General features: G+C 41.6%; 20 protein-coding genes and 1 tRNA gene. 11 read left to right on the top strand and 10 right to left on the bottom strand.

Annotated features, from left to right (window positions below):
- Positions 1 to 67: 67 nt before the first annotated feature.
- Complete coding sequence (locus tag L4D20_RS09405; protein WP_428801325.1) at positions 68 to 1,543, bottom strand: Hpt domain-containing protein; 1,476 nt, start codon at positions 1,541 to 1,543, stop codon at positions 68 to 70.
- A gap of 103 nt (positions 1,544 to 1,646) precedes the next feature.
- Complete coding sequence (gene yejK / locus L4D20_RS09400; protein WP_428801324.1) at positions 1,647 to 2,645, bottom strand: nucleoid-associated protein YejK; 999 nt, start codon at positions 2,643 to 2,645, stop codon at positions 1,647 to 1,649.
- Between the two features lie 85 nt (positions 2,646 to 2,730).
- Here yejK and L4D20_RS09395 point away from each other — a divergent pair, with 85 nt between their 5' ends.
- The gene (locus L4D20_RS09395) at positions 2,731 to 2,955 is read left to right on the top strand and encodes a YejL family protein (RefSeq protein WP_248007220.1); all 225 of its coding nucleotides are present in this window, start codon (positions 2,731 to 2,733) and stop codon (positions 2,953 to 2,955) included.
- Positions 2,956 to 2,979: 24 nt separating this feature from the next.
- Entirely contained in the window at positions 2,980 to 4,773 is a 1,794-nt protein-coding gene (locus L4D20_RS09390; RefSeq protein WP_428801323.1) for a DUF3413 domain-containing protein, read from the top strand.
- A 144-nt stretch (positions 4,774 to 4,917) separates the two neighbouring features.
- On the opposite strand, the gene L4D20_RS09385 is transcribed toward L4D20_RS09390, so the two are convergent.
- Positions 4,918 to 5,694: a ParA family protein gene (locus L4D20_RS09385; RefSeq protein ID WP_428801322.1), complete on the bottom strand. Its 777-nt coding sequence runs from the start codon at positions 5,692 to 5,694 to the stop codon at positions 4,918 to 4,920.
- A gap of 445 nt (positions 5,695 to 6,139) precedes the next feature.
- Here L4D20_RS09385 and L4D20_RS09380 point away from each other — a divergent pair.
- A tRNA-Ser gene (locus L4D20_RS09380) sits at positions 6,140 to 6,230 on the top strand.
- Between the two features lie 55 nt (positions 6,231 to 6,285).
- On the opposite strand, the gene L4D20_RS09375 is transcribed toward L4D20_RS09380, so the two are convergent.
- Positions 6,286 to 6,909 carry a TetR/AcrR family transcriptional regulator gene (locus L4D20_RS09375; RefSeq protein WP_428801321.1) on the bottom strand — a complete coding sequence of 208 codons (624 nt, stop codon included), beginning with the start codon at positions 6,907 to 6,909 and terminating at the stop codon, positions 6,286 to 6,288.
- 142 nt (positions 6,910 to 7,051) lie between these two features.
- Between L4D20_RS09375 and L4D20_RS09370 the strand changes: the two genes are divergently transcribed.
- Both L4D20_RS09370 and L4D20_RS09365 read left to right on the top strand, forming a co-directional pair.
- Positions 7,052 to 8,095 carry an MBL fold metallo-hydrolase gene (locus L4D20_RS09370; protein WP_428801320.1) on the top strand — a complete coding sequence of 348 codons (1,044 nt, stop codon included), beginning with the start codon at positions 7,052 to 7,054 and terminating at the stop codon, positions 8,093 to 8,095.
- A 222-nt stretch (positions 8,096 to 8,317) separates the two neighbouring features.
- The gene (locus L4D20_RS09365; RefSeq protein WP_428801319.1) at positions 8,318 to 9,010 is read left to right on the top strand and encodes an SDR family oxidoreductase; all 693 of its coding nucleotides are present in this window, start codon (positions 8,318 to 8,320) and stop codon (positions 9,008 to 9,010) included.
- A 22-nt stretch (positions 9,011 to 9,032) separates the two neighbouring features.
- Here the strand turns inward: L4D20_RS09365 and L4D20_RS09360 are convergent, their stop codons facing one another.
- The gene (locus L4D20_RS09360; protein ID WP_428801318.1) at positions 9,033 to 10,973 is read right to left on the bottom strand and encodes a DNA topoisomerase III; all 1,941 of its coding nucleotides are present in this window, start codon (positions 10,971 to 10,973) and stop codon (positions 9,033 to 9,035) included.
- 84 nt (positions 10,974 to 11,057) lie between these two features.
- Complete coding sequence (gene grxD, locus L4D20_RS09355) at positions 11,058 to 11,393, bottom strand: Grx4 family monothiol glutaredoxin (RefSeq protein WP_428801317.1); 336 nt, start codon at positions 11,391 to 11,393, stop codon at positions 11,058 to 11,060.
- 255 nt (positions 11,394 to 11,648) lie between these two features.
- Between grxD and sodB the strand changes: the two genes are divergently transcribed.
- The 3 genes from sodB (at position 11,649) to L4D20_RS09340 (ending at position 13,843) form a co-directional block, all read left to right on the top strand.
- Positions 11,649 to 12,233 (top strand): superoxide dismutase [Fe], encoded by a 585-nt coding sequence (sodB, locus tag L4D20_RS09350; protein ID WP_428801316.1) that lies wholly within the window; start codon positions 11,649 to 11,651, stop codon positions 12,231 to 12,233.
- A 231-nt stretch (positions 12,234 to 12,464) separates the two neighbouring features.
- Positions 12,465 to 12,968, top strand: coding sequence for a VC2046/SO_2500 family protein (locus L4D20_RS09345; protein ID WP_428801315.1), 504 nt, complete (start codon positions 12,465 to 12,467; stop codon positions 12,966 to 12,968).
- A gap of 191 nt (positions 12,969 to 13,159) precedes the next feature.
- On the top strand, positions 13,160 to 13,843 hold the full coding sequence (locus L4D20_RS09340; protein ID WP_428801314.1) for an SDR family oxidoreductase: 684 nt from the start codon (positions 13,160 to 13,162) through the stop codon (positions 13,841 to 13,843).
- Positions 13,844 to 13,872: 29 nt separating this feature from the next.
- Here L4D20_RS09340 and L4D20_RS09335 read toward each other — a convergent pair whose 3' ends face one another.
- Positions 13,873 to 14,328 (bottom strand): low molecular weight protein-tyrosine-phosphatase, encoded by a 456-nt coding sequence (locus tag L4D20_RS09335; RefSeq protein WP_428801313.1) that lies wholly within the window; start codon positions 14,326 to 14,328, stop codon positions 13,873 to 13,875.
- 94 nt (positions 14,329 to 14,422) lie between these two features.
- On the opposite strand from L4D20_RS09335, the gene cobO reads away from it, so the two are divergent.
- On the top strand, positions 14,423 to 15,028 hold the full coding sequence (gene cobO / locus L4D20_RS09330; protein ID WP_428801312.1) for a cob(I)yrinic acid a,c-diamide adenosyltransferase: 606 nt from the start codon (positions 14,423 to 14,425) through the stop codon (positions 15,026 to 15,028).
- An 82-nt stretch (positions 15,029 to 15,110) separates the two neighbouring features.
- Here the strand turns inward: cobO and L4D20_RS09325 are convergent, their stop codons facing one another.
- The 3 genes from L4D20_RS09325 to apbC form a co-directional block, all read right to left on the bottom strand.
- The gene (locus L4D20_RS09325; RefSeq protein WP_428801311.1) at positions 15,111 to 17,300 is read right to left on the bottom strand and encodes an AsmA family protein; all 2,190 of its coding nucleotides are present in this window, start codon (positions 17,298 to 17,300) and stop codon (positions 15,111 to 15,113) included.
- 154 nt (positions 17,301 to 17,454) lie between these two features.
- Positions 17,455 to 18,096 carry a uridine kinase gene (udk, locus tag L4D20_RS09320; protein ID WP_428801310.1) on the bottom strand — a complete coding sequence of 214 codons (642 nt, stop codon included), beginning with the start codon at positions 18,094 to 18,096 and terminating at the stop codon, positions 17,455 to 17,457.
- Positions 18,097 to 18,255: 159 nt separating this feature from the next.
- A complete protein-coding gene (gene apbC / locus L4D20_RS09315) occupies positions 18,256 to 19,347 on the bottom strand; it encodes an iron-sulfur cluster carrier protein ApbC (RefSeq protein ID WP_428801309.1) in 1,092 nt (363 codons plus the stop codon).
- Positions 19,348 to 19,504: 157 nt separating this feature from the next.
- Between apbC and metG the strand changes: the two genes are divergently transcribed.
- Entirely contained in the window at positions 19,505 to 21,580 is a 2,076-nt protein-coding gene (gene metG, locus L4D20_RS09310; protein WP_428801308.1) for a methionine--tRNA ligase, read from the top strand.
- Between the two features lie 208 nt (positions 21,581 to 21,788).
- On the top strand, positions 21,789 to 22,331 hold the full coding sequence (locus L4D20_RS09305; RefSeq protein ID WP_428801307.1) for a hypothetical protein: 543 nt from the start codon (positions 21,789 to 21,791) through the stop codon (positions 22,329 to 22,331).
- The last annotated feature ends 21 nt before the right edge of the window (positions 22,332 to 22,352 follow it).

The following is a 22,352-nucleotide window of genomic DNA, read 5'->3' as shown; positions in this document are numbered from 1 at the left end:
AAATTATGAGGTTGTAAAGTCAGAGTACTATCAGGATTTCAAAATAAGCGTGATCTTTCTTCCAACTCTACTGATTGTTCTCTATATACACTTTTGCGCTTTCTATTGTAGAAGACAATGCTGTAACTAACTGTTCTAGTTTTTGTTCACTGACCTCAATTTCATCTTTTATATCAGACTCAATTAACGTCGCTACTTCTTTTAATAGCTCAGCTCCTAAGTTAGCTGCTACCCCTTTTAAGCTGTGTGCTTTTCGCATTGCATGTTCCATATCAGACTTAAGCAAAGAAGGTAGTTCTTTTGCGTCGTCCTCATGATCCTGAATAAACACATCCAAAAGTAACAGCACCGACTCTTTATCATCGTTTAAACATTGAAGCATATAGTCAATGTTCACTTCTGGTGAAGACATTGTTTGGGCATCATCCACAGCTATTTCATTAAGCTCGTACTCCTTGGAATCTCTTTTATCTAATTTATCTATAGGCACTGTATCGCTCGACGCTATAGAATTACTAGAGTTCATAGGTGCCTGAGCTGAGCCATCCTCATAAACAATTTTCTCGGTTTGTATATCAGTCGTTAAAGGCATCGAAGTGGAGTTCGCTCTGGCAGTAGAGCCAGCAGCACCACTATCATTTCGATTGGCTGTTTCATTCGTATCAACGACAGCACCAGATGGGACATTTGTCTCGATTGTATTAGTGGTTAACCCTTCATCTACCCATGCAATATTCGTTTTTTTCATCAATATCATAGACAATAAAAACATCGCCAACGCGCTTGTTAAAGTAACAATCATGAAATAGCGCTGAGCCAATTCATCATATTGATCCCGGATTTCAGATTGAAGCATGTTGACTGGGTGGTTAATCAGCTTCTCGACTAGATAGCTCCCTTTGGCATAACCGCCAAGGACAGAAGAGGTTTGAGCTAAAGCTAGCTGAAGTTTCTCTCCATCTTCTGGAGACATTAATTGAGATTGAACAAAAAGATAATCTAAAGATCGATAGATTTCAGGGCTTGCAGATGAGTGGCTAAACATTGCCTCAAAAACCCGGGTACTCAATTGGTAATATAGCGCTTGGATCTCAGGCTGCTGTTGATAGCTATCTCGAATCGTTTTTAAACGATCAACCAGTTCAATCACTTCCACTTCGGAATCATTAAATTGTTTCACGAGTTCTATAAAGCGATCTGTTGTAAAAATGAGTTGATTGATATCCGGTTGAAAGTAGCTTCCTTCGTAACTGCTCTCTAATTGCAACCTAAGAGAATAAATTAACTGGATTTTTAACGATATATCATCCGCATGCTTCATTCTGTATTGAGTATCAAGGTAGAGCGTACTTCTAAGCTCTTCTAAGCTATTGCCTAGCTCCTCTACACTCGACAAGTTCTCTAAATTCGTTCTTGTGAGCATGACTATGGAAAGAATCACGGTAAGCCAAATGCCAACAATGGCGGATAGTTGTTTTTGCTTAGTTTTCATTGACTGCACTGCTTTCACTGACGGCATAGTATTCATCGATTCCTTCGACATAGAGATAACCTATTATTTTCCATGGCATAACGTTCTATCTATATAGATTAAGACACCTTTGTAAATAAATAAAAAAAGAGAGAGCAAAAGCTCTCTCTCGTCACTAATTTCGTGTTAATTGGTCACGTAAATTAGGCGGGGTACCCTTTATTGTTAGCGTATCAGTCTCTGGATCGTAAAAAATACGTTCGCCAAGTAATAAGCTATCAAAACTAACGTTTAATCCTCCACCAGCACCAACATACTTAGTCAATTTTCGCATGGTAGAACGATCGGCTGGGAAGCTCTCTTCCAACTCGTAGCCTTGCTCTTTGGTGTAATCTAAAAAGCTTGTGCCTTCTTGGCTCTGAGGCAGCTCACCAGATAGCTCACGAACCTGAACTTCGTCACCAGATTTAATTGTTTCATTACAGTAATCGTAAACTTGCTTCTTGTAGTTGGTTGCCTCTTCTTTTTCCAATTTAGAGTCACTACAAAAATCTTGAACTGCTTGCATTAGCACTTGGTTTTGCTGCTTAGTATCAAGCCCTACTTCCGCCTGAAGGAAATCGAGGAAAAAGTCTGCCACTTTTCTTCCGACTCGACCTTTTATGTAGGCCAAATAGCGGTTTGATTCTTTGTCTGTTTCATAACTCGATAAGTCAATACGCGCTACGATATCCATCTTATTAATGTCTAGATAATCTGTAGCACTAATTTCTAGACCTTCAGTCACTTTAAGACTTTGAATTGATGGAAGTAAAGCAACAAAAAGGTAATCTGTTGCTAACGACTGATATTCAGCAATAACTAAGATGCCTTCATCCGCAAAAGGGTACTTTGCTAACTCTTGTTTCAGTCTATTTGCACTAAGTTGTGAGAAATCGTAAAAATTCTTGTCACCTTGGCGAAGTTCTTGCAACCACGATTGAAATTCGCTGTCAGACTTAAAAGAGCCGAAGCCTTTGCCTGCTTTTGCATTAAAGACACGATGTAGTTCAGCAACGAGGTGCTCTGTAGAACCATCGTTTTCTAGAGAATGAGAGCGAAAATTAACAATCAGTTCGTCCTGATCGTTTTTCGAAAGTTGGTGTAAAATGACATTGGATAATTGAAGGCTCATAGTGAAAATATCGTCGTTCTAAGTTTCAGTTGTTAGGCATTGTAGGTTATCATAAGCCGCTTTTACTATCATCTATAGAGTCTTTATGCCTATTACATCTAAATACAGTGACGACCAAGTTGAAATCATCCTTGCTGAGGTGGCTGCAATCTTGGAAAAACATGGCGCGACTCCTGAGCTTTCTTTAATGATCGCAGGAAATATCGCAACCAATGTCTTAAATCAAAACGTTGCTGCTTCACAACGCAAAGCAATTGCTGAAAAATTTGCACAAGCGTTGATTTCTTCATTAGAAGAACAAACACATTAATCTTAACGGGCTGCAAAACGACTAATGGTAGATAGCGGAAATACATATAGTGAACGAGTTTCTCGTTTAGTGGGTTGGGGGCACTGGTTTGCCTTCTTCAATATCATCGCAGCAATGCTGATTGGTACCCGCTATATAACACAATCCCCTTGGCCAGAAACCTTACTTGGGCAGTTCTACCTCGCTGTTTCTTGGGTAGGGCACTTTGGATTTTTGGTTTTTGCGCTTTATTTACTGGTTTTGTTCCCGTTAACATTTGTGGTCCCATCACGTAAGTTATTCCGTTTAGTTGCAGTCTGCTTTGCGACAGCTGGGTTAACGATATTATTGATTGATACCCAAGCCTATCAAACCATAAATCTGCATCTAACTCCTGTGGTGTGGGAGCTTCTGTTCAGTGATGACAATAAAGAAGCCGGCGCAGGGTTGCAGCAACTGTTTATCGTTTTACCGCTAATATTCTTACTTCAGTTAGGTTTGTCGGAATGGGTATGGCGTAAGCAACGTAAACTTTCCCATAAACACGTTGGTCGACCAATTACTGCCATCTTTTTTGTTAGCTTTATTGCCAGCCACCTTATTTATGTATGGTCGGATGCGTACTTCTACAATCCGGTTACTACTCAAAAAGCTAACTTCCCACTGTCTTACCCAATGACAGCCAAGTCATTCATGGAAAAGCATGGGTTACTTGATAAAGACGACTACCTGAAACGCTTAGCTGAAAGTGAGCACAGTAGCGATATTGTTCGTTACCCATACGAGCCGATCCGTTTTGATCGCCGTGGCAACAACCTTAATATTCTAATGGTTAACGTAAACAGCTTAAGAGCAGATGCGTTAACGACCGGCTCGATGCCCCTAACATCTGAATATGCTCAGAATGCTTTGAACTTCACCAACCACTACAGCTCTAGTAATAATATGCACGGCATATTTGGCCTGCTTTACGGGCTACCGAGCAGTTATGCTGCGAGTATAAAAGCGCAGGCTAGCCTACCTGTACTAATGAGCACGCTAGAAGAAAAAAAATACAGTTTCGGATTGTTCAGCGGCGATAACTTCGATGATAATCTTTACGCTGAAACTGTGTTTAGAGGCATGACCTTTACCGGTGTTGCATTTGATGAGTCAAAGTCAGAAGACAGCCAAGCAATTCAAGCTTGGAGCGATTGGGCAACTACGACAAAAGGCCCTTGGTTTGGCTTTATCGAATTATCAACGCTTGATAATTACACCTCTTCTAAAGCCAGCGGCAGTGCAAAAGATCTATTCAAGAGTAACTACCAAGCTTCAGTACAACAGGCTGACGAAGAGCTAGGTATCCTATTCAAACAAATTGAAGAACTACAGCTCGATAAAAATACCGTGGTGATCATCACCTCAAATCACGGCACTGAATTTAACGAAACGAATAGTAATACTTGGGGAGCGAGTACCAACTTCAGTCGCTATCAACTTCAAGTGCCGATGATCATTAACTGGCCGGGTAAACTGCCCGCTACTTATAATCATCGATCTAGCCATTTAGATGTGTCTGTTACTTTACTGCAAGACTTATTAGGCGTCTCATCTAACCCCACTGATTACAGCAGTGGCCGAAACATTTTTAATGAACGTAAGCGAAAGTGGATTTTGGCAGGGGATTCTAGAGAGTTGGCCTTGATCACAGATACTCAAACGACCGTCATTGATAAATTTGGTAACTTCAAACTCTATGATAGCGAGTATAAAAGGCTTAAAGATCAAAGCCCTACTCTACCAATTCTGATGCAAGGTTTAACTGAGCTGCAACGCTTTTATATTCGTGAAGACTAAAAATTGATGGGTCTATTGCGAAGTCATTAACCTACTGTTATTAAAATAAAAAAAGAGCCTTGGCTCTTTTTTTATTTTCACTGACCCATCCCAAATAAGGTTGACACTTTCCAGCTATCCCCTAAAGAAGTGTGTTGGGCATGTTTATGCGAAAACAACGTCATCACTTCGTGCTCGATCATTCCTATTTTCATCACACGCATCTAACCAGGTCAACGTATCCTGCCAGAGCTCGCTATCTTTTGTAGAGTGACCAACCAATTTCTTATAATAAAAAGCTTCTTGATAATGTGCCGATTCACTCATAATACCGAGTGATTTAAACTGGCGAAAATTACTCAGTAACTTCTGTACGCTTAATAAACGTTCATCACCAGGATAAACACGATTAAGTACAAAGCCTACTTTGATCTCGCGACCTTTATAAAGATGTTGGTCGATCAGGTTATTAATAAGCGGTAATGACGAATGAAGATCAATTGGAGATGGCTGCATTGGGATGACGATATAATCCGCATATTTTAGATAACGGAACAATTCTCGATCACTGAAGTTTGCAGGTGAGTCTATAACAACGTATTCAGAACTAGTATTAACCTTTAATGTTGACGCCATTTCTGAAAAGCTTTTTAATGCAGGGTTATACGTTTGGCATACGACTTCTGGTATTGAGTTTGCCCAGCTATAAGATGACTCTTGGCGATCGAAATCAATTAACTCTACGTTATGCCCTTCAGCGACGAGTTGACTTAACAGCCCAGCCGTAAACGTTGATTTTCCAACTCCTCCTTTTAAGTTCAGGGTAATGATTCGCTTGGCTTTTGTATGAGCTATACTCACTTTATTCTTATTTGTTAATGAGGAACCTAGCCGGTTATTATACGGCTTAATTTGACCTCTAGCTTCGTTCAAACTATTCATTGAGAGTTAACCTTACATTCATACACAACCAAAAACAGAAGCCCATATCGCTATATATTCAAGCTGATTATCTGCCCAAACTATCAGTCCTGCATAATTAACACATATAGATAAGCAACTTAATTCACCATCTAAATAACCAATAGTTTTACTTTCTGTATACTAATAGCGCATTACTCGTAATCATATTTAACTATCTAGATAAGCAGATCTCTGTGCCAAATATGCACAAAAGCCAATTTTATTTAGCTTGCGATTAAAGATATTCAATTTATGCTTATTATCCGAATAGTTTAATTATAAATTCCTATTATTATACTTCCGAATTTTGCTCACTAAACACCCTACCAAAAATTAATTCCTTTAATCTGTATAAATTTAAGGCAAACGAATTGGTTAGCCCTTTACAACATCAATCTCTCGCTATAGTATGCATTCCAACAACGGAGAGATGGCTGAGTGGTCGAAAGCACCGGTCTTGAAAACCGGCAAGGGTTTGTAGCCCTTCTAGGGTTCAAATCCCTATCTCTCCGCCACATTTAGAAAAAGCCCGCTAAGAAATTAGCGGGCTTTTTCGTTTCTGATTAACGTCTAAACACAAACACTTACTTCATAATGACTGAGAAACATGCCTGCTGATTGCTCGGCAATAAAGGTCATATCTTCGGAATTTAGCATCGGTTTCATCTGCATCAGTTGAGGCCAAAATCCACTGCCCTTAATTAAGCTGTGCAATTGTGAGTTAGCAAAATCAATATCCATTTCTTTCAAGCGCCCATCATCAACAGCTTCCTTTAGCCAGCGATGAATGGCCGTTTCTTGAGCCGAAAACTTGGCGACTTCTTGTTGAAGCGTTTCTGAATCATAAAAGAAATGACCAAAGGCTACGCGTGATAAATCTATGTATTCTGGCGATGAAAGCAGGCTAAGTTCCTTCGTTAACAACGTTGATAACTGCTCATGTAAAGGACAGTCTGAACGATACTCAAATACAATATCCACCAGCGCTGCTTTCCATAGCTGGGAAATAAGCTCCATGACTAAAATTTCTTTGGTTTTAAAGTGGTTATACACGGTTCTTTTGGATACTTGCGCAAGCTGAGCAAGCTTATCCATGCTGGTTGCTTGAACGCCTTCAGATTTAAACGCTTCCGTTGCAGCCTGTAATATAGCGTCGCGTTTTAACTCACTTCGTGTTTTTTTCAATTCGGTCATGGTTCACATCAATCCATTTTTCATATTCAGTTATTTTACACTGAGTAGTATACTTTTCAAAATTTTCACATAAACTACACCGTGTAGTTTACTTTTTGAGTTTGTAATAATGAATAAGTTAATGGCGATCGGAGGAATAATTATGACGGTAGCAGTAGCAGCGACAATGGCGTCTGAACAGCACAACGATAAGTTTGTGAATTCTGAGGTTCGTTATCAAACCGATGCCAGTAATCTTTGGGATATAGTGAAAGCATATTTCAAGTCAAAAAGACAAGCCGCAACACCGTTACAGGATGTTCCATTAATGCCAGTGACAGCAAAACAACTTACCCAAAGTCATGATGCCATCTATCGACTTGGTCACTCAACACTGCTTATAAGGCTGAATGAGACGCTCATTATGACTGATCCGGTCTTCAGTGACCGAGCATCTCCTGTTCAATGGGCCGGCCCTAAACGATTCCATGAAAGCCCTATATCAATTGCTGACCTACCACCTATTGATGCAGTGATCATTAGTCACGACCATTATGATCATCTTGATAAATCCGCCATCAAAGATCTTAAAGAGAAGGTGAAAGTTTTTATCACACCACTTAAAGTCGGTCAGCGCCTTATTAATTGGGGGGTACCAAGTGAACAAGTCATCGAGTTAGATTGGTGGCAAGAAACCAAAGTGGAAGGCATCAATATCGTAGCCACACCTTCACAGCACTTTTCTGGTCGTGGGCTGTTCGATAAAAATGAAACATTGTGGGCAAGTTGGGTGATACAGAGCCGCGACAAGAATCTTTTCTTCAGCGGTGATAGTGGCTATTTCAGTGGCTTTAAAGAGATTGGTGACAAGTATGGTCCTTTCGATGTCACCATGATGGAGACTGGTGCTTACAACAAGTTATGGAAAGAGATTCACATGATGCCAGAAGAGACTATGCAAGCACATATAGACCTTCAAGGGCGATATTTACTTCCAGTTCACAATGGTACATTCGATCTCTCTTTACATGATTGGTATGAACCATTTGAGCGAATCGTCGCGCTGGGGGAAACAAACAATGTTCCGATCTTTACCCCTATATTCGGCCAAGAGGTGAGGCTTGTCGATGTCACTAGTGAGAGCAAGACTAGTAAACTGGCAAATGAGACAACACCATGGTGGAAGCCGTTTATTGTCTCGAATTAATCCCCCCACGGATTACCAAGCATTCAGTTGATTTAACCAAGCACATAAATGATAATGATTATCATTTATGTGCTTATTACTTATTATGTCTAAACAATCATTTTTCTTTTTGGGTGTTATCTCTGGCGCAATTACCGCCGTCACTTTATTCTCTCTCATGATAATTACCAGTTACTGGTTCGTTATAGATGTAATGATAACTTAAGATAATGAGGCTTAAACATGACTGTGAAATCTGTATTTATTACCGGCGGAAATCGAGGGATAGGCCTTAGTTTAGTGAAGTATTATCTCACTGAAGGGTGGTATGTACATACTAGCTACCGTTCGACTGAACAGTCTCAAGAGCTTCTCGAACTTGAAGCTCATCAGCCTCTTTTGAAATGCCATCAATTCGACATCACTGATTACCCTAAAATTAGTCAATTAGCGGGATCACTTCCTCCACTCGACCTCTTAATTAACAATGCGGGCTACTATGGCCCTAAGGGGAGTACGTTTGGTCAGGTCGATGAAGATGAATGGCGTAACGTGTTGGAAATCAACACCATTGCTCCATTAAAGCTTGTTGAGTCTTTCTACACCAATTTACTCGAAGGGGAATTAAAGAAGATCGCCTGCATATCTTCCAAAGTCGGGAGCATGACAGAAAACACATCTGGTGGAGGGTATATTTACCGCTCTTCAAAGGCTGCACTTAACTCTGTGGTTAAAAGCTTAAGTAATGACCTAAGCTCCCAAGGGTTCAAAGTGGTTGCCCTTCACCCTGGATGGGTAAAAACTGAAATGGGCGGACCAAATGCTCTCATCGATACTGAAACCTCAGTGTCTGGCTTAACTCAGGTCATCGAGTCACTTACCGATGCACAAAGTGGGCATTTCATTAACTTCGATGGCAGTAGTATTCCTTGGTAGCGCTAATTATACGCAAGTGTCATTACGAACTCTTCTTTGGCTTCTTAGAATAACTGCGCTTTTTACGTTTAAAAGCTGGGCGCTCAACTTTCGGTAGCGAACGCAACGACTCGGGAACAGCATTCACTTTCACCTCAGACATAATAGACGTGACGCGCTGTTCCAAAGCCTGCATAAATGGCGAATATGCTTGGTTCTTCTCAGCCATACCTTGCAGCTGATGCTCCCAATGCGCTGTCATATCAGGGAATGTCGACTCTTTTGGCAAAGCATGAATGAGCCCTCGCCCCGCGCCACTTCCCATGATGCTTTTTCCTTGTCTTACCAATAACTGCCTTTTAAATAAAGTATCAAGAATGCCTGCTCGTGTTGCTTCCGTTCCAAGCCCATCTGTTTCCTTGAGTATTCCCTTTAGGCTTTTATCTTCAACAAAGCGTGCAATCCCGGTCATCGCCTGCAGTAAAGTTGCTTCAGTGAAGTGTTTCGGTGGCTCTGTTTTTCTATCGTGAATCACGCCTTCTCGGCAAATTAATTCAGTGCCTTTAGGAATCGCAGGAACGGTATCAATCGAAGAATCTTCATTGTCACTTTTTCCCATCAAGACTTTCCAGCCGGCCTCAATCAGTTGCTTGCCTTTCGCGATGAACACACCGCCCGCAATATCAAACTCTAGCTTGGACTCAGCATAAACAGCTTCAGGATAAAACTGCATCAAATACTGGCGAGCAATCTGCAGGTAAATTTTCATTTCATACGCAGACAATGAATTAATAGATGCTTTTTTAGGCGTAGGGATAATCGCATGGTGCGCGTCCACTTTTTTATCATTCCACGCTTTGGATTTAATCGACAAATTAGCGTTATTTACCGCTTCGCTAAGCTCTTTTGCATTATTGGCTATCGCTTGGGTGACTACCGCTGCTTGCCCGTAATGTTCAGCAGGTAAGTAACGACTATCTGATCGCGGATAGGTAATTAGCTTATGTTTCTCATAAAGAGACTGACAGGTATCAAGCACTTGTTGCGCGCTCATACCAAAGCGTTTAGCCGCATCAATTTGAAGCGAAGATAAAGAGTAAGGTAGTGGTGAGAATTGCTTAGTTTTCTTCTGCTCTGATTTTGTTACTGCCGCAGGCTGATTAGCAATACGCTGCGCGACATTCTCAACCAGCCTTCGATTTAGAATTCGACCTTCTTCATCCTGCCAAGGCTCACACGCTTCACTTGGTTTCCATTTCGCCACAATATCAAAGGGTTTCGTGGCGTCTTGATAAGGGATCATTGCATCTAGGGTGAAATAATCTTTTGATACGAAGTTTTCGATCTCTTCATCACGACGAACAACCAAACCCAATACAGGTGTTTGTACACGCCCTACCGATAAAACGCCTTGATAGCCTGCTTTTTGTCCAAGTAAAGTATACGCCCGTGTCATATTCATGCCATAAAGCCAATCAGCTCGAGAGCGTGCTAAAGCAGAAATGGATAAAGGAATAAAGTCTCGGTTACTGCGCATACTAGAGATGGCTCTTTTCACCGCGGGAAGGTTCAAGTCACTAATAAGCAGTCGCTGCGCCGCTTCTTTCTTCCGCTTTCCTACTTTGCAGTAATCAAGAACCTCATCTACTAGCAATTGCCCTTCTCTATCTGGATCACCAGCATGAACAATTGAGGTCGCCTCTTTTAATAGCTTTCGAATGACAGTGAGTTGCTTACTGGATGTTTTTCTCGGTCGAAGTTGCCATTGGTCTGGCACTATTGGTAAGTCAGCAAGATTCCATTTTTTATAACGATCATCATAAGCATCCGGTTCGACTTGTTCTAAAAGGTGACCAATACACCACGTGACTATGTCGCCATTACCGCAACGAACAAAACCTTGATCCTTTTTTTGAGGACTTGGTAAGGCTGCTGCTATCGCGCGGCCTAAGCTAGGTTTTTCGGCAATAAATAGACGAGACATAAAATAATCACTTTAAAAACAATGAGGGCCACATTTTAAAATGTGGCCCTCATATTACAAGCAATATTGTGTATTTATACAGTATTACTCAGCGTCGTCTTGTACGTTCGCCATCGCTTCTTTCACTAAAGGCTGTAGTTCGCCTTTTTGGAACATCTCTAGAATGATGTCACAACCGCCAATTAGCTCACCTTCAATCCACAATTGTGGGAAAGTTGGCCACTGTGCGTAAGCTGGAAGCTCGGCACGGATATCTGGGTTTTGTAGAATATCTACGTAAGCAAACTTCTCGCCACAAGACATTAGTGCTTGTGATGCTTGAGAAGAGAAGCCACAGCTAGGTAGCTTTGGAGATCCTTTCATATATAGAAGGATAGTGTTTTCTGCGATTTGCTGTTTGATTTTGTCGATAGTTTCCATTGCTTCCTCTGTATCGGTGTCCTGCGTTTAGTCCGACATTCTAAGACCATTGCCAAAGAATAAAAAGCTTTGATATTGTAAGGTTATTAAATTGTTCTCAATTCGCACTAAATTTGTAAGAAAACCAATCGCAAACCTTTTAATAAAGTAAAAACTTGCTAAACTAGATCGCAAGTCGCCTTGGCAGACAAAAATAAAATAATATTGGAAGCAATAAAGAGAGTGAGCACTCTCAACTAACTGGAGAATTAAGCAATGTCATTTGAACTACCAGCACTACCTTACGCAAAAGACGCACTAGAACCACATATCTCAGCTGAGACTTTAGATTTCCACCACGGTAAGCACCACAACACTTACGTTGTTAAGCTAAACGGTCTTATCCCTGGTACTGAGTTCGAAGGTAAAACACTAGAAGAGATCGTTAAGACTTCTACTGGTGGTGTATTCAACAACGCTGCACAAATCTGGAACCACACATTCTACTGGCACTGTCTTGCTCCTAAAGCAGGCGGCGAACCAACAGGTGCTGTAGCTGACGCGATCAACGCTGCATTCGGTTCTTTCGAAGAATTCAAAGCTAAATTCACTGATTCTGCAATCAACAACTTCGGTTCTTCTTGGACTTGGCTTGTTAAAAATGCAGACGGTTCACTAGCTATCGTAAACACGTCTAACGCAGCGACTCCTCTAACAGAAGAAGGCGTAACACCACTTCTAACTGTTGACCTTTGGGAACACGCTTACTACATTGATTTCCGTAACGTTCGTCCTGATTACATGGGTGCGTTCTGGAATCTAGTAAACTGGGATTTTGTTGCACAAAACCTAGCGAAGTAATTCGAACGGGTTCTTAGCTACGGTTAATTCTTAAGTATATAAGTCCCCCGCTCAATTTAGTCATATTGAAAGCCTGCACTTACTTTATATAAAGAAATGCAGGCTTTTTTGTTCGATCTCCACTCACACTTTCCAATGTCTTTACCATCTAAAATAATCCTCACTACTTAGCAGATAAACCTAAAGTTATCCAAGTACTTGCCGTTAAAAGTGAATTCAACGGGGAGTGTTATGCAAGTACATACGTTAGACAAAGCCGGTATTATCAACGAGCTACAATTTGGCACGGGGATCAATCATGCCGTCCATGCTGGTAGACGCGCTGATTTTTCGCTCATTCTTTCGATGTTCTCGGACGATGTTCGTGATAATACGCCCGTTGAAAAGATAGAAGAGCCAGAAATCACCGATCAAACTCTGCGTAAACGGTTTGAGTTACAACCTCCACAGCAACTTCGTTCCGATCAGAGTTCCTATGACATTTCGGCGAGCCAAGCGAATGCGTTCCATAAAGGTGGGATGGCAAGTGCTAAGTTAAATCACTACCTAATACCTGAAACGTTGACTTACCTACCGGAAGATACTCATGATCTACCAGAAGAGGTATATCACAACCTTTCTGGTCATCTTCGACGGCAACTCTCTGAAAATAAACCGAAAAACCTGCTTCCTGTGGATCTCTACAATCAGCTTGTTGTTGCCCAACGCAGCTTTGAAATACGCGCACAAGCCTAATCTATCAATCTCACTATTAAGACCCATTCAACAAATGAATGGGTTTATGTGACATCAGACTAACTTTCGTAATTAATGTGCTTCATCCACAGCTTATTTGATGTTATTCACACCTAAACCACAGTTAATGAACCATGCTATGTGGACAAAAAAATCCCACCAATAAAAATAGACAAGGGGTATTGTCATCAATGGATATTAAAAGTGCTGTCATATTAATTACATCTGCCGGTTCGTTGTTAGGGGGAACACTGGCAACCCACTTTGCGTCACTGGGCGCAAAGCTCGTTTTGTGCGATCAAAACATTCAACTACTCAATGATACCTATAGTCGCTGCAAAGCAATCTCAGATGACGTGTACTTTTATAAGGTTGAAGACTATTCACTAGACTCTATTCATCAGCTATTTGATTTTGTTGATGATAAATTTCAACGATCACCAGATGTTCTTGTCAATAACTGGCCGAACGCCCCTTTACCGGGATTAATTGGCAATCAGTCGGCAGAGCAGTTTTCCCATAAAATAAGCACTCTGGCATCAACACTATTTGGATTTGGTCAAGCCAGTGCAGAGCGAATGTGTCTTGAGAAGAAGAAGGGCGTGATCGTAAACGTGATTTCTGTGGATGATGGGCACGACCTCGAAGGCTTTGAAAATGCATCATCTATCGTGACTGGATTTACCCAAAGTTGGGCGAAAGAGCTAACGCCTTTTAATATTCGTGTCGGTGGTGTTGTGCCGGCTCTTAGCCATTCTTCTAAAACGCATGATTATCATTGGCCAGAAGTACGAGACGAGCTAATTAGAAATACAGAGTATATTGTTGCCAACGATTACTTTAGTGGCCGTATTATGTCTGCAGAGGCGTCTTAATTACTACATAACAACCGTTCTAAAGCTAACTAACTGTGCAGCTGCTTCAAAACTTGTTCAGCTGCCTCTTCAATCAAATCCAATACAAGCTCAAAACCTCTATCCCCACCGTAATAAGGATCTGGAATTTCATCGTAATCAGATTCTGAATAACTTAAAAACAGCGCTAATTTATGCTGATACCTATCAGGGCAAACATCATAAAGATCAGCCAAATTCGCCTTATCAGCTGCTAAAATCAGATCAAATTTTTCAAAATCACTGCTAATGACTTTTCTAGATTGAATACCTTTAAAGCTGTAACCTCTTCGCTCCCCTGCTTCCATAGCACGTGAGTCAGGAGCACTTCCCTGGTGATAGCCAATTGTTCCAGCAGAGTCTATTTCTACAGCCACTCCCTTCTCTTCCGCTTTGGTTCTTAATACTGCTTCGCCTGTTGGCGAGCGACAAATGTTTCCCATGCAAATTATGAGGATTTTTTTCATTACTTATCCTTAAGTTATTTACCTGATTAGAGTTTATTACGACTGCTAACTTCAGTTATGATAGCTAAAAATGGCTCAATAAAAAGGATTTACCATGTCACTTGACGACAATAAAGAATCACGTCACAAAGCCCGCCAGCAAAAAGTAAAAGAAAAAGTTGATGAAAGAATCGCCGCAGCTCAGGAAGAGAAAGGTTTACTGCTTATCATCACAGGAAATGGCAAGGGCAAATCAACGTCTGGTTTTGGTACTGTCGCTCGCGCTGTGGGTCATGGGTTAAACTGCTCAGTCGCACAATTTATCAAAGGTACTTGGGATAACGGGGAAAAAAATCTTCTCGAAAAGCTGGGCGTTGAGTTTCAAGTCATGGCGACAGGGTTTACTTGGGAAACCCAAAATAAAACTTCAGATATCATCGCAGCACAAAAAGTATGGCAAGAGTGTAAGCGCATGCTCAATGATGAAGCTATTGATGTCATCCTCTTCGATGAGCTGACCTACATGGTTAGTTACGGCTATATTGAGCTAGATGAAGTCGTCGAAGCGCTGAATAACCGTCCAAAAATGCAATCAGTGATCATCACTGGCCGTGGGGCACATCGTAGCTTAATTGAAATGGCGGATACCGTTTCTGAAGTTAAGAACGTGAAGCACGCTTTTGAATCGGGCGTTAAAGCGCTTAAGGGCGTCGACTGGTAACCTAGCACCTTCTTAATGAAGAATTGAAAGTAATAAAACAAAAGGGCCGCACTAAGCGACCCTTTATATTTTTAAAAGCGGTTTAATTAAATAACCCTTTTAACGCACCTCTTATCGCGTCTTTGGTCTTCTCATCACCAAGCTTGTCGCCGTATTTCTCTTCTAACTTGTTCAAGCCGCGATCAATCTCTTTTTCTGCTTTCTGTTTCAATACATCATCAAAGATAAGTGAGAATTGAGGCTGAGCCCAAGTACCATGAATACGGATAGGAATAGTCACATCTTTTAGCTCATCAATGTTCTTTCCACCTTGACCTTTTAATGAGCCAACAACCGATGTACTGATCGTCATATCAACGGTTTCATTAATATAATTAGCCTGCCCCTCTCCTCTCACTCTGAGCAAAGGAGATTGAGCGGTAAGGTTATTTGTTGTTAACACACCTTTATTCAGTTTCAGCGTCGCTTTCATTGCACTAAAATCGGTTTTCTGCGGCTCATCATGATCATCAATTTGTCCACCCGTAAAGCGAGCGTAATTATCACGAATCACCTGAGCAATGTTAATACCATTAACCGCCCCATCTTCAAAGTTGATATCAACTGTTCCGACCAAATTCTTCTTAATGCCTGTCGGCGTTAAACTCTTACCTTTCACATCAACATTAATGTTACCTGTGCCTTCTAGCATTTCATTTTGAGCAACATCTTTTAACAATGGTAAAACTTGTACGCCCTTAATTCGCTTCTTAGCGGTATAACTTGCCGGGCTCTTACGTGCATCTAATTTTGCCGTCGCCGTAATAGAACCGTCGTAAAGCTTCGAACTAAATGATGTCAGTTCTGCTATGCCACGATTTACTGAAAATTGAGTCGTAACGTCCTGCATCTTAGCGTTGTTTGCTTTGAACTTATCGATCACTATCGATCCTTTCACATCTAACGTTTTTAGTGCTGAAAGATCGGGTTCAACTTCAGCGCTGCTTTCATTGGAAGTAGGCTTAGCTGGTGATGTCTTGGCTGATTTTGACTCGCCAGCTTCTGGTGACTCTGGGCTTGTAGCACCTTTAGCTTGTGTTTTCTCTTGGCCCAAACCTAAGAATTCATCTAAATCGATATTTGGGCTGTGGAGGTTAAAGCGAACTTTAGGAATATCCAACAACGTCACATTCGCTTCGCCATCTAATTCAATAGCATTCGCGGTCAGCTTTTCAAGAATAAACTGAAGATGGTTTTTAGTTAGGTCAAAGCTTAAGTCGGATGCCATATCCACTTTCATTGGGCTTTGAGGAAGAGAGTCCCCTTTGAATGTCGCATCAAGTGTTAGCTTATTCAGCAATACCTTAGAGATTGCACTATCAACGCTTAACTGACCTGTCCCTTTCATATCAAGATCCAACCCTGCCGCATTACCAGCAATGACATAAGTTAGGTTGTTAACCTTGTCGAACTCAAAGGTATCTAAACCAATTTTGGCAGAATCTATAGTATTCGAAGGGTCACTAAAGCTTGCGTCTAAGTCAATATTCTTCAACGCGTAATGGGCAAAGTCAGACGCCAATTTAAACTCGGCTTGACCTTTTGCTGCAAATTTCTGTTGGTTACTTTGACCTTTAGCAGCAAAGGTTGCTGTCGTCCAGTTATCAAATTCAAACTGAGTTAAGCCAAGCGATACATCGTACAACTTCGTAAATGACCCCGCTTGGTGATCTTGAATATCAAGCACAGCATTTGAAACCGTCACACCCGCTAAGTTAATTGTCCATTGTGACTGTGTTGCGTCTTGACTAGCCGTAGTATCCGATGAGGCAGAAGCACTAGATTGAGTATCCTGAGATGACGTGGTATTCGTTTGTTCTGGCTTGGCCGCTTCATTTTGAGCTTGGGTTAGCGCATCAATATTACGAACGCCGGATTTTAGCGTTTCTAGATAAAATTCAGCACCGTCTAGTGTGACATTACCAATTTCTAGCTGTTGGCTAAATAGTGGCATAACAGACACATCAATGCCGATTGATTCCACTTTAAACAGATTTGGTTGGCTAAAACCTTGTGGATTCTTTAGTGCTGTTTTTCCTAATTCAAAACCAATAGAAGGAAAGAACTGCCAGCTAATATCACCCTCAATAACTAAATCTAACCCTGTATTCTGTTTTGCTTGATCAACAATCAGCGGTTTAAATTGATTAGGATTAACGAAAAATACGAGGGCTGCGATCGCAACGATAATTGCGAACAGTGGGATGGCAATGAACAAAAACAGTTTTTTCATTAGCTTTTTCCTTGCTGGAAGTAATTCCTTTCAATCATTGTCTAGGAATTGGAAAAAAGAAAGTGGCACTTAAAGTGCCACTTCTCTTAATAAAAATAAAGACTCATTCGCTATCTAAACGTGAGAATTTGGTCAATCCTAGGTTCTAGTAACCTTAAGATTTTAGTAATTTAGCAATATGCGCTTTTAACACATCAATCGCAATACGGTTTTTACCACCGCGTGGAACAATAATGTCCGCGTACTGTTTTGAAGGTTCAATAAACTGCATGAACATAGGGCGAACTGTCTCTTGGTATTGAGTCAATACCGATTCCATTGTACGTCCACGTTCCTCAACATCACGTTTAACACGACGAAGTAAACAGATATCCAATGGTGTATCCATAAAGACAGTTGCGTGCATTAAATCGCGTAAACGAGGATCAGTTAGAAGCAAGATACCTTCTAAAATGATGACTTTCTTTGGCGTTAGTGTGGTGGAGTTTTCCATACGAGTATGTTCTGAATAACTATATTCAGGTACTTCTACCGCTTCGCCTTTTATCAGCTGCTCTAGGTGTTGACACAATAGATCGTGATCGAGCGCTTTAGGGTGGTCATAATTGGTTTTTACACGTTCTTCCATGCTGAGGTGGGTTTGATCGTTGTAATAACAGTCTTCCGTGATGACACCAATTTGGTCATATCCTACTTTGGCGCATAGTTCTTTATAGACCGTACTTGCGATAAGACTTTTACCAGAAGCAGATGCGCCAGCAATTCCGATGATGACACATTGATTATTCTCAGACATTATTATACCCAGTGATGATTTGGAGGAACAGATAAACGGCCCGATTATAGGCAGTTCATTCATTAGATTCTAGTCGTCTACTGAGTTTAATGTCAGCTTTTAAATAAATAGAATAACAAACCGCCATGCAATCGATTACCTGGCATATACCGCTTGCTGTTATTCACCAATTAACTGAAAACTGATCGCGTCAGGTTTCGGCTCTCCTTGCCAAAATAAGCAACTACACACACGTTCAGCCAATACTAAGTAACGCTGGGTATGTTCACATTCAGCATCTGGAATATCACTGGATGCCACCGTTGGTAGGCCACGGTCGATATCTTCACGTACTTTTATATGCAATGGGATTTGAGCCAGTAACGACAATCCATATTCCGCAGACAAGCTTTGTGCACCACCCGCTCCGAAGATATGCTCTTTTTCACCGCAATGACTACAGATGTGATAACTCATGTTTTCAACTAAGCCGACAACGGGAACATCCACTTTTTTAAACATCGCGGCACCTTTACGAGCATCAGCTAAGGCAAGATCTTGTGGGGTGGTCACGATGACAGCGCCAGTGACCGGAATTTGTTGCGAAAGCGTTAATTGAATATCGCCCGTTCCCGGTGGCATATCTATGACCAAATAATCGAGATCTGGCCACTCCGTCTCATTCACTAATTGCGCTAATGCTTTCGACGCCATTGGACCACGCCAAATAGCCGCTTCATTTTTATCAACAAGATAGCCGATTGAATGGGTATGAATGCCGTGCGCCTCTATGGGTTGCATCCACTTATTATCACGAACTTGCGGCTGCGCATCCTCTTTTCCCATCATCATAGGTACTGAAGGACCATAAACGTCGGCATCAAGCAGTCCGACTTTAGCGCCCGACTTAGCAATCGCCAGAGCCAAGTTCACCGATGTGGTGGATTTACCGACTCCGCCTTTTGCCGAGGTCACCGCGATGACGTTTTTCACCCCTTTAATGGGCTGTGATACTTGGGTTTTAAGTGTTTTGATCACCGCTGAAACTGAAAACTCAAAGGGCGCGACTAGCTGCTTCTTCTGTGCTGATTCAATCCAATGCCTAAGTAAATCAATCAGTTCATTGGCTGCAAATGGAATGGAGATCTGAAAAACGCCACTCGGCAATACAGTCACTAGGCCAGTTTGATCAGCCCAACCTTCGATTAGATTCTGGTGCTCAAATTCATTGAGCCACTGGCAAAACTCTTGTTTAGAATGAAACTGACGCATAACTTCTCCTTTTTTAGCAATCCTAACACTCGCAGTGTCCTGACTGAACCCCAAAAAAACTGAGGGAATAGACTCTGCCATGCCTTGGAGTTAATCGCGTCATGCGGTAGTATTAGCCATCATTTTTATACCTATCAATTAAAGCGAATAATTAACTATGGCGACTGACTCAAGAAACCTTCCTTCAAGAAAAATGCTGGTAACTTGTGCCCTTCCGTACGCTAACGGTTCAATTCACCTTGGTCATATGCTTGAGCATATCCAAGCGGACATTTGGGTTCGTTATCAGCGTCTACGTGGCAACACTGTAAACTTCATCTGTGCAGACGATGCTCATGGCACGCCAATTATGCTTAAAGCACAACAGATGGGTATTACTCCTGAAGAGATGATTGCGGCAGTTAGCGAAGAGCACCAAAAAGACTTCGCCGGTTTTGATATCAGCTTTGATAACTACCACAGCACGCACTCTGAAGAGAACCGTGAACTGGCTTCTCACATCTATCTAGAGCTTAAAAAGAACGGCTTCATTTCTAGCCGTACTATCTCTCAGCTGTTTGACCCAGAAAAAGAGATGTTCTTACCAGACCGTTTCGTAAAAGGTACTTGCCCTAAGTGTAAGTCTGACGATCAATACGGCGACAACTGCGATAACTGTGGTGAAACTTATAGCCCAACTGAACTGATTGACCCTAAGTCAGCAGTATCAGGCGCAACGCCAGTAATGAAAGATTCTGAGCACTTCTTCTTTGACCTTCCTCAGTTTGAAAGCATGTTAAAAGAGTGGACTCGCTCTGGATCGCTACAAAACGAAACGGCAAACAAAATGCAGGAGTGGTTTGAATCAGGTCTTCAACAGTGGGATATCTCACGTGATGCACCTTACTTCGGTTTTGAAATCCCAGGCGAGAAAGACAAGTTCTTCTACGTTTGGCTAGACGCACCAATTGGTTACATGGGTTCATTCAAAAACCTGTGTGACAAACGTGACGATCTTGATTTCGACGAGTACTGGAAAAAAGACAGCTCTACTGAGCTTTACCACTTCATTGGTAAAGACATCGTTTATTTCCACAGTCTATTCTGGCCTGCAATGCTAGAAGGTTCAGGTTTCCGTAAACCAAACAATGTATTCGTACACGGCTACGTAACAGTGAACGGCGCGAAAATGTCTAAGTCTAAAGGGACATTCATTAAAGCGGGTACTTACCTAAACCACCTAGACCCAGAATGCTTGCGTTACTACTACGCAGCTAAACTGAACAACCGCATTGACGATCTTGATCTGAACCTTGAAGACTTCACACAGCGTGTAAATGCTGACGTCGTAAACAAGATTGTTAACCTTGCTTCTCGTAACGCAGGTTTCATTTCTAAGCGTTTTGAAGGCAAGCTGTCGGCTAACTTCGCTGAACCTGAGCTGTACAACGAATTTGCACAAGCCGCTGACCGTATCGCTGAGATGTTTGAAGCGCGTGAATTTAGCCGTGCAATTCGTGAAATCACAGCACTGGCTGACAAAGCTAACCAATACGTTGATGAAAAAGCACCGTGGGTTGTGGCGAAACAAGAAGGCCAAGATCAAGAGCTGCAAGACATCTGTTCTGTGGGCATTAACCTGTTCCGTGTACTAATGACTTACCTTAAGCCAGTTATGCCTGAGCTTGCTGCCCGTACTGAAGCTTTCCTTAACGAAGAGCTAACGTGGGAAGGTGTTGCATCTCCACTTGTTGACCATGAAATCACTAAGTTCAAGGCGCTGTTTAACCGCATCGACCCTAAGAAAGTAGAAGCTATGGTCGAAGCTTCGAAAGAAGATGCCGCTGTTGAAATGGCAGCAAAAGAGAAAGCAGAAGCTGACAAGAATAAAGCAAGTCAGACTGAGCTAGACAAAGACCCAATTGCAGAAGAAATTGAGTTTGATGCCTTTGCGAAAGTGGACATGCGTATTGCTCGTATTATCTCTTGTGAAGAAGTGCCAAAAGCCAACAAACTGCTGAAATTCCAATTGGATATCGGTGGTGAAACACGTCAGGTATTCTCAGGTATTAAATCTGCGTACAAGCCTGAAGAACTAGAAGGTAAGCTTACCGTTATGGTCGCGAACCTTAAGCCTCGTAAGATGAAGTTTGGTATGTCTGAAGGCATGATCCTAGCCGCTGGCCCTGGTGGCAGTGACCTGTGGATCCTTGAGCCACACGAAGGTGCACAGCCTGGTATGCGCGTTATGTAATATCCACTTCTAGCTTCTAATGATGAAGCTAAAAGCAGGAAATAGAACTCCCCGTTATTGCTATCTAAATTTGGCATCAAATAACGGGGATTTTTTTGTCTCTAAAAAAGCGAACTGTAAAGGGTTCGTAAAGTTACGTATTGGTATATTGTAATAACGCTATACGTTCTATAGGCTACGGCAATCATGATGATAAATTGAGTGTGTAATGAGATTCCTAGTATTGGCAACAACCGCTTTATTAAGCACAGCAGTAACGGCTAAGCCCTTTGTAAACGCACAAATTGGCGTAGGTTCAGATAAAGCCAACAAGGTTTCAATCGGATACTCAGTCGATAAGCATTCAATCTCTCTGGGCTATATGGCAAGCGAAGGAAAGAGCGACAAAACCTATTTAGACAATTCAGGAAATGCTACAGAGCGACATGAAACAGAAGCTGAATTTGCAACGATTGACTATTCGTACATCCTCGGTAGTTTTGATGGTTTTGATATGTTCTTAAATGCTGCGATTGGTGTTGGTAATAGCGACAATACTTTCATCGAGACTGAGTTTTCTCCATCAACAGAGACGAAAACAGACAGTAAACATACTGCGACTTATTACGGATTACATTTCGGATTATCTCGTACATTTGAAAGTGTCGATAACCTGAGCCTATATGGCTTAGTTGGAATTGATTCATACGACTATGAAACCTTTGATAGCGGTGGCCTTTCTGGAAACATTGGACTTCGATATACATTCTAAAACGTAAAAAGCAGGCTAATT

This window comes from Vibrio kyushuensis, from assembly GCF_050337325.1.
GTDB lineage: Bacteria > Pseudomonadota > Gammaproteobacteria > Enterobacterales > Vibrionaceae > Vibrio > Vibrio kyushuensis.
The sequence above is the reverse complement of the archived record's forward strand: the minus strand, read 5'-3'. Positions and strand labels throughout refer to the sequence as shown.

Coding starts and splice junctions, on each gene's coding strand:
- L4D20_RS09385 (WP_428801322.1), bottom strand. CDS start 5,694: ATGAATAGTTTGAACGAAGCTAGAGGTCAAATTAAGCCGTATAATAAC.
- L4D20_RS09375 (WP_428801321.1), bottom strand. CDS start 6,909: ATGACCGAATTGAAAAAAACACGAAGTGAGTTAAAACGCGACGCTATA.
- L4D20_RS09325 (WP_428801311.1), bottom strand. CDS start 17,300: ATGAAAAAACTGTTTTTGTTCATTGCCATCCCACTGTTCGCAATTATC.
- L4D20_RS09340 (WP_428801314.1), top strand. CDS start 13,160: ATGGATATTAAAAGTGCTGTCATATTAATTACATCTGCCGGTTCGTTG.
- L4D20_RS09360 (WP_428801318.1), bottom strand. CDS start 10,973: ATGTCTCGTCTATTTATTGCCGAAAAACCTAGCTTAGGCCGCGCGATA.
- L4D20_RS09345 (WP_428801315.1), top strand. CDS start 12,465: ATGCAAGTACATACGTTAGACAAAGCCGGTATTATCAACGAGCTACAA.
- yejK (WP_428801324.1), bottom strand. CDS start 2,645: ATGAGCCTTCAATTATCCAATGTCATTTTACACCAACTTTCGAAAAAC.
- grxD (WP_428801317.1), bottom strand. CDS start 11,393: ATGGAAACTATCGACAAAATCAAACAGCAAATCGCAGAAAACACTATC.
- L4D20_RS09365 (WP_428801319.1), top strand. CDS start 8,318: ATGACTGTGAAATCTGTATTTATTACCGGCGGAAATCGAGGGATAGGC.
- L4D20_RS09390 (WP_428801323.1), top strand. CDS start 2,980: ATGGTAGATAGCGGAAATACATATAGTGAACGAGTTTCTCGTTTAGTG.
- L4D20_RS09370 (WP_428801320.1), top strand. CDS start 7,052: ATGACGGTAGCAGTAGCAGCGACAATGGCGTCTGAACAGCACAACGAT.
- metG (WP_428801308.1), top strand. CDS start 19,505: ATGGCGACTGACTCAAGAAACCTTCCTTCAAGAAAAATGCTGGTAACT.
- sodB (WP_428801316.1), top strand. CDS start 11,649: ATGTCATTTGAACTACCAGCACTACCTTACGCAAAAGACGCACTAGAA.
- cobO (WP_428801312.1), top strand. CDS start 14,423: ATGTCACTTGACGACAATAAAGAATCACGTCACAAAGCCCGCCAGCAA.
- L4D20_RS09335 (WP_428801313.1), bottom strand. CDS start 14,328: ATGAAAAAAATCCTCATAATTTGCATGGGAAACATTTGTCGCTCGCCA.
- apbC (WP_428801309.1), bottom strand. CDS start 19,347: ATGCGTCAGTTTCATTCTAAACAAGAGTTTTGCCAGTGGCTCAATGAA.
- udk (WP_428801310.1), bottom strand. CDS start 18,096: ATGTCTGAGAATAATCAATGTGTCATCATCGGAATTGCTGGCGCATCT.
- L4D20_RS09395 (WP_248007220.1), top strand. CDS start 2,731: ATGCCTATTACATCTAAATACAGTGACGACCAAGTTGAAATCATCCTT.
- L4D20_RS09305 (WP_428801307.1), top strand. CDS start 21,789: ATGAGATTCCTAGTATTGGCAACAACCGCTTTATTAAGCACAGCAGTA.
- L4D20_RS09405 (WP_428801325.1), bottom strand. CDS start 1,543: ATGTCGAAGGAATCGATGAATACTATGCCGTCAGTGAAAGCAGTGCAG.